8 protein-coding genes and 1 pseudogene are annotated in these 7744 nt (G+C 65.1%); 7 read left to right on the top strand and 2 right to left on the bottom strand.

Going from position 1 to position 7744, the window contains the following annotated elements:
- The coding region (locus ACN5KJ_RS04370; protein WP_418592206.1) for an ABC transporter permease at positions 1-864 on the bottom strand (864 nt) is incomplete at its 3' end.
- Between the two features lie 109 nt (positions 865-973).
- Positions 974-1996: a substrate-binding domain-containing protein gene (locus ACN5KJ_RS04365; RefSeq protein WP_418592205.1), complete on the bottom strand. Its 1023-nt coding sequence runs from the start codon at positions 1994-1996 to the stop codon at positions 974-976.
- 306 nt (positions 1997-2302) lie between these two features.
- Here ACN5KJ_RS04365 and ACN5KJ_RS04360 point away from each other — a divergent pair, with 306 nt between their 5' ends.
- The 7 genes and pseudogenes from ACN5KJ_RS04360 to ACN5KJ_RS04330 all read left to right on the top strand — a co-directional run bounded on the left by ACN5KJ_RS04360 (position 2303) and on the right by ACN5KJ_RS04330 (position 7685).
- Positions 2303-3361: a LacI family DNA-binding transcriptional regulator gene (locus tag ACN5KJ_RS04360; RefSeq protein ID WP_418592204.1), complete on the top strand. Its 1059-nt coding sequence runs from the start codon at positions 2303-2305 to the stop codon at positions 3359-3361.
- A 268-nt stretch (positions 3362-3629) separates the two neighbouring features.
- Positions 3630-4025 carry a hypothetical protein gene (locus tag ACN5KJ_RS04355; protein ID WP_418592203.1) on the top strand — a complete coding sequence of 132 codons (396 nt, stop codon included), beginning with the start codon at positions 3630-3632 and terminating at the stop codon, positions 4023-4025.
- Between the two features lie 74 nt (positions 4026-4099).
- The gene (locus ACN5KJ_RS04350; protein WP_418592202.1) at positions 4100-5602 is read left to right on the top strand and encodes a multicopper oxidase family protein; all 1503 of its coding nucleotides are present in this window, start codon (positions 4100-4102) and stop codon (positions 5600-5602) included.
- A 116-nt stretch (positions 5603-5718) separates the two neighbouring features.
- Positions 5719-5844 carry a hypothetical protein gene (locus tag ACN5KJ_RS04345; RefSeq protein WP_418592201.1) on the top strand — a complete coding sequence of 42 codons (126 nt, stop codon included), beginning with the start codon at positions 5719-5721 and terminating at the stop codon, positions 5842-5844.
- Positions 5845-5860: 16 nt separating this feature from the next.
- Positions 5861-6244: a hypothetical protein gene (locus tag ACN5KJ_RS04340; RefSeq protein WP_418592237.1), complete on the top strand. Its 384-nt coding sequence runs from the start codon at positions 5861-5863 to the stop codon at positions 6242-6244.
- Positions 6214-6393: pseudogene (locus ACN5KJ_RS04335) on the top strand (hypothetical protein); the annotation flags it as partial. The gene ACN5KJ_RS04340 and the pseudogene ACN5KJ_RS04335, both read left to right, overlap by 31 nt.
- A 332-nt stretch (positions 6394-6725) precedes the next feature.
- On the top strand, positions 6726-7685 hold the full coding sequence (locus ACN5KJ_RS04330) for a DctP family TRAP transporter solute-binding subunit (RefSeq protein ID WP_418592200.1): 960 nt from the start codon (positions 6726-6728) through the stop codon (positions 7683-7685).
- The last annotated feature ends 59 nt before the right edge of the window (positions 7686-7744 follow it).

Below are 7744 nucleotides of genomic sequence, written 5' to 3'. Positions count from 1 at the left end.
GCCGTAACCGCCGATCAGAAGCACGCCGCCGACGACCACGGCGATGATGCAGTTGAAGATCAGCGCGAAGTTGGTGGTGGTGGTGGCAGAGTTCGACAGGATCGCCTCGCAGGTGCCGGACAGGGCGGCGGCCATGGCGGCCAGCATGAAGAGCGCGATCTTCAGCTTGTCGATGGGGATACCGGCGTTGCGGGCGCTTTCCTTGTCACCGCCAAGGGCGAAGATCCAGTTGCCCCAGGGCGACAGGTGCAGGATGTAGTACAGCACCGCCGCCATGCCGAGCCACCAGAACACCGAGCTCTGGAAGCCCCAGGCGTGGTAGTCGCCGAACACCGCCTTGGCCCATCCCGGAGAGGTCAGCGCCTGGCTGGTGGTGTCCGTCAGCCACAGCGACAGGAACAGCGTCAGGCCCGAGACGGCAAAGAGCGTGGCCAGCGTGACGATGAGCGAGGGCACGTTGGTACGGGTGACCAGCATGCCGTTGACCCAGCCGATGAAGGCCGCAAGGCTGAAGGTGATCAGCAGGCCGACGCCAACCGGCAGGTTGTAGTAGCCGACCGCGATGGCCATGGACATCTTGGCCGCGGGCACCACGGCGCCGATGGAGATATCCAGTTCCCCGGCGATCATCAGGAAGCCGATGGGGATGGCGATGATGCCCACGGTCGAGGCCATGTTGACCCAGGACGAGGTGCCGTAGGGCGACAGGAAGTTCCGGTCATAGCCAAAGTAGGCGAAGAAGAGGAAGACCAGCACCATGCCCATGAAGGCCCCGGTTTCGGGACGCCGGAACAGGGCGCCGACAGAGAACGGCGTCGAGGTTGCGGGCCGTGATGGCCGCGAGGTCTGCGATGTGGTTTCCATGGTCATATCTGTCTCTCTCGGCAGGGTGCGGTGCCAGGCCTCGGTTCGAAGCGACCCGGTTCTGGCGGGCATCCCGGGCCTGACGCGGCCCGGGAGAAAGGTCAGCGGATCAGCGGGCGCCCGCAGAGACCCCGGCCAGGGCAGTTTCGATGTTCGAGGCATCGACGATGGCGGGACCGGTCAGCACCGGATCGGTGGCCAGCTCGGTGCCGAAGTCGATATGCGCGGCCAGCATCGAGGTGGCGAGAAAGCCCTGCAGATAGGGCAGCTGGTCGATGGCCATCTTCTGGGTGCCCGCCTGGATGCGGTTCAGGGCCGCTTCGCTGAGGTCGAAGGCGCCGACCATCACCCGGTCCCCTGCCCCGATCTGCTGCACCGCGTTGGTGGAGGCATCGGCGGAGGACGCCGACAGCGAGATCACCGCGTCGAAGCTCTGGTCGGCGACCAGTTCGGACTTGATCGCCTCGGCAAGGCCGGTGATGTCACCGTCGAGGTTGGCGGGGGTGCGCAGGATCACGACCTCGGCGCCTGCCTCGGTGCCGCCCTTCTCGACGCCGCCGCAGCGGGCTTCGTGGTTGACCGCGCCGGGGGTGTGGATGTGGCAGAGGATCTTCTGGGCGCCCTGCTCGGCCATGTAGCGGCCACCGGCCTCGCCGGCGACGAACTCGTCCGAGCCGAAGTAGTTGATGCCCGAGATGTCGCCCTTCACGTCCATGCCCGAGTTGTACATCATGATCTTGATGCCCTGCTCGGCCGCCTTCTGCAGTGCGGGAACCTGTGCCTCGGGCACCCAGACCGGGATCGCGATGCCGTCGACGCCCTGCGCCACGGCCTGGTTGATCAGGTTCACCAGGTCCGGGCCGAAGTTGTCGTAGTTCGGGGTGCGCAGGTAGTTGACCGAACCGCCATTCGCCTCGACCACGAGGGTCGCATCGTCAACGCCCTTCTTGATGAGGTTGAAGAAGCCGTCCTCGATGGACCCGGCGATCACCGCGATGTCCGCCGCGGATGCGGGAACGGCGGTCAGCGCGAGGGCAGCTGCGGCAACGGTGGCCTTGAGGGTCTTGGTCAGGTTCATCCGGGTTTCCTCCCTTGGATCGTGGGTGCCGCCCCAGGGGCGGCGGTCTGGCATCTGTCGGCCCGCATCTCCTGTCCGCATCGGCGGACGCCCTGTGCGGGGCGTGCTTCCACCGCACCGGCACGGGGTGCCGGGGGCGTTTGGTCCCGTGTGCTGCGCGGCCCTGCCACGCGACACCCGGTCATCGGGTCTGTCTGCTTGCTCCGGCCTGCCTCCCAGCGGGACCGGATTCTGCCTCGGCACTCCTCTGTACCCGGCACCTACTGAATGCCTCATTGACATTGAATGGATCAATATCCGTAATCTGTCTCAAAGCGTTTCGTTTCAAATCACCTCATAATCGAGATTAAATGAGACAAAATGAAACACTGGATCACGACCGGAGAAGCCATGTCCCGACCCACCATCAAGGACCTTGCGCAGGAGGCAGGGGTGTCCGTTTCCACGGTGAACCGCGTCATCAACAATGCCCAGGCGGTGCGTGGATCAACGCGCGAAATCGTTCTGGGAGCCGCTGAAAGGATTGGATTTTATGGCCTCGGCAGCATCGAGCATTCGGTCCTGCAAAGCCGCGAGACCATCCGCCTCGGGGTCATCCTGCACCAGGGGCACCGGGTGTTCTACCGCGAGCTGGGCGCCGCTTTGCGCCGTGCGGCAGAACAATACACCGGGGCCAACGTCACCCTCGAACTCGAGTACATGGACGACCTGTCACCGGACCACATCGCGCACAGGATAACCGAGGTCGGGCAGCAGTGCGATTCGCTCGGCGTGGTGGCGGCAGAGCATCCGGTGATCTCCGACGCGATCACCGCGCTGCTGGACAGCGGCACCCCGGTGTCGGCGCTGATCGGGCCTTTGTCGGCACAGGGCAACGTCGGCTACATCGGCCACGACAACTGGAAGAAGGGGCGCACCGCCGCCTGGGCCTTCCACCACACCTGCCGCAGCCCCGGCAAGATCGGCGTCCTGCTGGGCAATCACCGCTACCGCAACCAGGAAATCAACGAGAGCGGCTTCCGGTCCTACCTGCGCGAACAGGATGCCGGGTTCTCCGTACTCGAGCCGCTGCAGACCTTCGAATCCGCCGCCGTCGCCCGCGAGATGACGGAAAAGCTCCTGGGCGAACATCCCGACCTGTGCGGTCTCTTCGTGTCCGGTGGTGGCATCACCGGGGCGCTCGCCGCGCTGAAGGACCGGCCACGCCGCAAGGATTTCGTCTGCGTCGCCTACGAGATCTTCGACGCGACGCGGGCCGGGCTCATCGACGGGACGATCACGATGACCCTCTCTTATCCGATCAGGACCTTCGCCCGTGAAATCGTCGCCACCATGGTCAAGGCCCACAAGGCCGGGCCTGACGCGGGCGCACAACGCGTTAACATTCCGATTGCGATCCATACCTCTGAGAACGTCTGAGACTTGCCCGACCGCCACCATGCGAAGGCTGCCAGCCCCAAGCCCTGTGGGTGCCGGGTGCATTATATCGTCGCGAAGAATGGCCAGGCATCGCAAGCTCTCGAAAGGGCCTGGAACCGGCCAACCACCCCGGCGCCTGACGCACCGGCTGCGCGGTCTATTGCGGGCCAACGGAAGCCTGTGTGCCTGCGTGATGCGGAAGACCTGATCGGGGGCGCGGGTGCCGCGCCTTCGGCCTTGAGCAGACAAAAACGTGTCCTCGGCGTCAATGGACATTTTTGGCAGCGATGCCTATCTTTCAGGCATGTTCGCCCGTGTCCTCTCCATGCTTGTCATACTCTCGATCGCCGTGGTTACGACGATCGGCGCAGCCCATGCTGCGCGGATGGATGGCATGCAGGCGGATCACGCGCTTCATCCGGTCGAGACGCCTCACGCATCGACTGTCGTTCATTCCTCTTGTGAGGGTGGCCAGCATTGTGGATCCGCAGAGGCAGTAATGTGCGACGTCGTCTGCGCGGGTCTGCCGGTCTTGCTGACGAGCCCTGATATGGACGCCGGAGTTGCCTACGGACCCGCCGGCCACGATCTTCCCGCAGAGGAAATCCATGCCGGCCGGGTGCCGGGACTGAACAAACGACCGCCGAAGCCTCGTCTCCTCTGAACGCGCCGCAGGCCGACGCCCGCGGCGTCGCACAGGCTTTGAGACACGGGACGGAATGTCCCCAGGAGACGACCATGAATACCCTTTCGAGACGCGGCTTTCTTGCCGCAGGTGCAGCAACCTTTGCAGTTGCGCAAATGCCCCGTCATGCCCTCGCGCAGTCGGCGGCCCCGATCCGGCTTTCCGCCGCCACGCGCACGCTGGACATCGACGGCCGCGCGGCCTCTGTCTTCGGCCTTGCCGGACCCGGCGGTCAGGGGCTGATACTCGACCCCGGACAGCGGTTCCGGGTCGATCTGACCAACGATCTGGACATCGGCACGATTGTACACTGGCACGGGCAGATCCCGCCCAATGCACAGGACGGCGTGCCCGACATGCCGATGCCCCTGCTCACGCCGGGCGAAACACGGTCCTACGACTTCGAGGCGCGCCCCGGCACGCATTGGATGCACAGCCATGTCCCGGTCCAGGAGATGCAGCTGCTTGCCGCGCCGCTGATCGTGCGGTCTGCCGAGGAGGCCGCCGCCGACAGGCAGGAGGTGGTGATGTTCCTGCACGACTTCTCGTTCAAGACCCCGGAAGAGGTGCTGGACGAGATCAGCCAAGGCCACGCAGGAGGCGGCCACGGCGCGCACGCGCATCACGGCGGCGCCGAACCCGCGCCGGGCACACCCATGGGCGGCACCGGCGCCATGCCGGGCATGGATCACGGCGCGACGGGCCGGATGCCGGGCATGAGCGGGATGATGGCCATGGATCTGAACGACTACGACTGGGATGCCTATCTCGCCAACGACCGGACGCTGTCGGATCCCGAGGTGGTGCAGGTCGAGCGCGGCGGACGCATCCGGCTTCGCGTCATCAACGCTTCGGCGGCCACGGTGTTCTGGATCGATACCGGCGCGGCAGAGGCGCGCATCGTCGCGGTGGACGGTCATGCGGTACAGCCGCTGACGGGCAGCCGGTTCGGGCTGGCCATGGGACAGCGGCTTGATCTCGAGATCGACCTGCCGGACGAAAGCCGCGCCTGGCCGATCCTTGCGCTGCGCGAAGGCGCACGAGAGCGCACCGGCCTGATCCTTGCCACGCCCGGCGCCGAGGTGCGGCGCGTCGATGCCCTGGCAGAGGCAGACGTGCCCGCGTTCGACATCGATCTTGCGCAGGAAGCACGGCTGATCGCGATGGAAGCCCTGCCGGAGCGCTCTGTGGATCGCAGCCAGATGCTGATGCTGGGCGGCTCGATGCAGCCCTATGTCTGGACGATCAACGGCGCCGTCTGGGGCCAGCACAAGCCGGTTGTCGCGCGCAGCGGTGAACGGGTTGTTCTTTCGTTCCACAACATGTCGATGATGGGGCACCCGATGCATCTGCACGGCCACGTGTTCCAGGTGGTCGGCATCAATGGCCGGCGCTTTGCCGGCGCATTGCGCGACACGGTCTACGTGCCGCCGATGTCGATGGTGGACGTGGCGCTTGACGCGGGCGAAGCGGCGCGCTGGATGCTGCATTGCCATCACATGCCGCACCTGGAGACCGGGATGATGACCGAGTTCGCGGTCTCGTCTTCGGTCTGAGCGCAGGCGGGGCGTTCGCTTCGGGCGCCCCGCCCTTCCGACCGCTGCGGCGGTGCTGTCTTGCGAAATCCGCAGAGACGGGCCTCTCGCAGCCCGGACAACAGGAGGAAGACGTCATGAACTGGAACGACATGGGCACCGGAATGGGGTTCGGCATGGGGTTTGGCTGGCTGGTCGGCCTGCTGATCCTCGTTCTGCTGGTCTTGGCCATAGCGGCGCTGATCAAGTATCTCCGGAAATAGGAAAAAGCGCTTGGTCATGTCCGGCGGGATCAATTGCATGATCACCGGGACAGGGACCGAGGAAGTCGGCGCCCGGGCGCGAAAGGCACTGGCGGATCGGCCCTCCCACCGGGCGGCGACCGTGCCGCTGGTCATCCTGGCGATGGGCAAACTGGCGGCCTTGCCGGTGCGCGGCTGGATCGGGCACCGAGTGGCCGTCCATCGTGAGTGCCTGCTGGCGACGCCCATCGTCCCCTGGGCAGCCCTGCCCTTCTTCCACCGCGGGATCGAGCCAATCCGCATCCTCTCGCCAGACATGCGGACGCTGATTTCGCTTGGGGTCGGTGCCGCGTCTCACTGCTCGCTGGTCGCGACCTTCGCGCCGATAGCAAGTCGGTCGCGATGGTCGGGGTCGGCGTGAACGACGCCCCTGCGCCGGCGGCTGCCGATGTCGGAATCGCCATGAGCACCGGGGCCGGCGTGGCCGTGGAAACCACCGGGATCACGCTCATGCGCGGCGATCTCGCGGGGCTTGTCCGCGCGCGAAAACTGTCCGCCGCCCTCATCAGGTTTTTGCCAAGCGCCCCCATGCCGAGGCATTCGGATGGGCGGCTTGCGCTGAGCAGAATACGCCGGGCCGATACAGGCGCGTCGCGGCCCGTTGGGCTCGATGCCGGAAGACCTTCTTCCGGGCCATCGCACTCGCGGCAACCGTCATCGAATGGTCCTGAAACCCGACCCTGGAACGACTGCGCTTGATGGCGCCGAACTCTGGCAAGCCTTGGCGAGGGATCACATCAACCCGCGCCCCAATCTGTGCAAATTTTGCACAGATGCCCCATCCACATCATGAAGGCGGGCCTATACCCACCGGTCATGCACATTTTGCACCGGAGGAGACCATGAAGACACTTGCGACGATCACCGCTGCCATCGCCGTGCTGGCATGCCCCGCCCTGGCCCAGCAGACCTTGAAGTTTGCCCATGTCTACGAGGCAAACACCCTCTACAACGAAGCCGCCGAATGGATCGCCGACGAGATCGAGACGCGTACCGACGGCGCCTTTGTCGTCGACGTGTTTCCCGGCTCGCAGCTCGGCAACGAAGAGACGATTACCGAGGGGCTTCAGATCGGCTCGATCCAGATGGCCTATACCGGGCCGACCTTCCTTGGCCAGTTTCACAAGCCGATGGCGATCTCGGAAGCCCCCTTCATCTGGAAGGACTACGCCCACTGGAAGTCCTACCAGGAGAGCGATGTCTTCGCAGAGGTCAGCGAGGGCTATTTCGACAAGACCGGGAACAAGGTGACGTCGATCCTGTACTTCGGGTCGCGCCAGACCAGCTCTCGGGACAGGATCGAGACGCCCGAAGACATGCAGGGCATGAAGATCCGCGTGGCCAACGCGCCGCTGTGGAAGATCTTCCCGACCGCGGTCGGGGCCAACCCGACGCCGATTTCCTTTGCCGAGGTCTATCTCGCGCTTCAGCAGGGTGTCGTCGAGGGGCAGGAAAATCCGATCACCATCATCGAGTCGAACAAGTTCTACGAGGTTCAGAACTACGTCGCGCGGACCAGCCACATCACCTCTTCAGTGGTCTCGGTCTTCGGCGGCCCGCTCTGGTCCAGGCTGTCCGACGAGGAAAAGGCGCTGTTCACCGAAATCACCCGCGAAGCCTCGGCCCTGTTCAGCGACAGGATCGTGGCGCGCGAAGAGGAACTTTTCGACAAGTTCCGTGCCGGTGACGATGTCGAGATCGTCGATGTCGACCGCGCTCCGTTTGCAGAGCTCGTGATCCCTGCCGTCAAGGCAGAATGGGGCGAAGAGCTGGTGGACCGCGTGACCGCACTGGCGGACTGACCCCGCCTGTCGCGGGCGCCTGCCCGCTCTGAAATCATCGCCGGGCGGAGAACCTTCTC

The organism is Ponticoccus sp. (in: a-proteobacteria) (assembly GCF_048381735.1).
Note: the sequence above shows the minus strand (reverse complement) of the source record. Positions and strands in the feature narration are given on the sequence as shown.

What these genes read in the sequence shown, in the direction of transcription:
- ACN5KJ_RS04330 (WP_418592200.1), top strand. Translation starts at nt 6,726, where the DNA reads ATGAAGACACTTGCGACGATCACCGCTGCCATCGCCGTGCTGGCATGC.
- ACN5KJ_RS04360 (WP_418592204.1), top strand. Translation starts at nt 2,303, where the DNA reads ATGAAACACTGGATCACGACCGGAGAAGCCATGTCCCGACCCACCATC.
- ACN5KJ_RS04365 (WP_418592205.1), bottom strand. Translation starts at nt 1,996, where the DNA reads ATGCCAGACCGCCGCCCCTGGGGCGGCACCCACGATCCAAGGGAGGAA.
- ACN5KJ_RS04350 (WP_418592202.1), top strand. Translation starts at nt 4,100, where the DNA reads ATGAATACCCTTTCGAGACGCGGCTTTCTTGCCGCAGGTGCAGCAACC.
- ACN5KJ_RS04355 (WP_418592203.1), top strand. Translation starts at nt 3,630, where the DNA reads ATGGACATTTTTGGCAGCGATGCCTATCTTTCAGGCATGTTCGCCCGT.
- ACN5KJ_RS04340 (WP_418592237.1), top strand. Translation starts at nt 5,861, where the DNA reads ATGTCCGGCGGGATCAATTGCATGATCACCGGGACAGGGACCGAGGAA.
- ACN5KJ_RS04345 (WP_418592201.1), top strand. Translation starts at nt 5,719, where the DNA reads ATGAACTGGAACGACATGGGCACCGGAATGGGGTTCGGCATGGGGTTT.